The organism is Flectobacillus roseus (assembly GCF_030056595.1).
GTDB classification, from domain to species: Bacteria; Bacteroidota; Bacteroidia; order Cytophagales; family Spirosomataceae; genus Flectobacillus; species Flectobacillus roseus.
Genome location: NZ_JASHIF010000051.1, coordinates 1 through 639 on the forward strand (window position 1 = coordinate 1; position 639 = coordinate 639).

General features: G+C 43.0%; 2 protein-coding genes. Both read left to right on the forward strand.

What is annotated here, in order from left to right; genetic code table 11:
• Positions 1-288 (forward strand): T9SS type A sorting domain-containing protein (locus tag QM524_RS25920; protein ID WP_283346904.1); only part of this gene is annotated, 288 nt, incomplete at its 5' end.
• A gap of 22 nt (positions 289-310) precedes the next feature.
• A partial coding sequence (locus QM524_RS25925; RefSeq protein WP_283346905.1) for a hypothetical protein occupies positions 311-639 on the forward strand: 329 nt, incomplete at its 3' end.

Sequence of the window (639 nt, forward strand, 5' to 3'; positions counted from 1 at the left end):
GAATCAGGCGTATCGGTGTTATCCTTACAAGAAATATATCCCAACCCAGCCATTGATAGATTGAAGGTTAAATGGGACAACCGCTTGGCAGAAGAGCCGAGCGAATTGAGTCTTCAACTCATTGATGCAACGACAGGTATTACGGTACAAGAAGAAAGTGTAGATCCTAGTTATGGGAAACACGAAGCTAGCGTAGAGTTGAAGAGTGTGAAGCTAGGCGGATATTTGTTGAAATTGCAAAGCAAGAACTTTAGTTCGAAGGCATTGCATGTAGTTGTCACAAAGTAGAACAGAAAACCCCACGAAATATATGAGAAAATTACTACTGGGCTTTGGTATTTTACTAGGGCTAGTTCTCAGCAATGGTAGCGCATATGGCCAAGGAAGTACTCCCCATTTTAGCTACAAAATAGAATTGCGGTCAGATGGCTATTACTATGCAACGATGAAGTCGGATGCGGCTTATAGTGCAAGTAGTAACCAAACGACGATCTCAACGATTCAGTATACCTTGGTGGCACCCATAGGTACTTTTGCCCCTATAAGTGCTACGAGTACCTCGATGACAAATTTAGTTGGAGGCGTGGAAGACTTACTACCTTCTACCAATGCAGGGAACTATATCTGGTCTACTCAGCG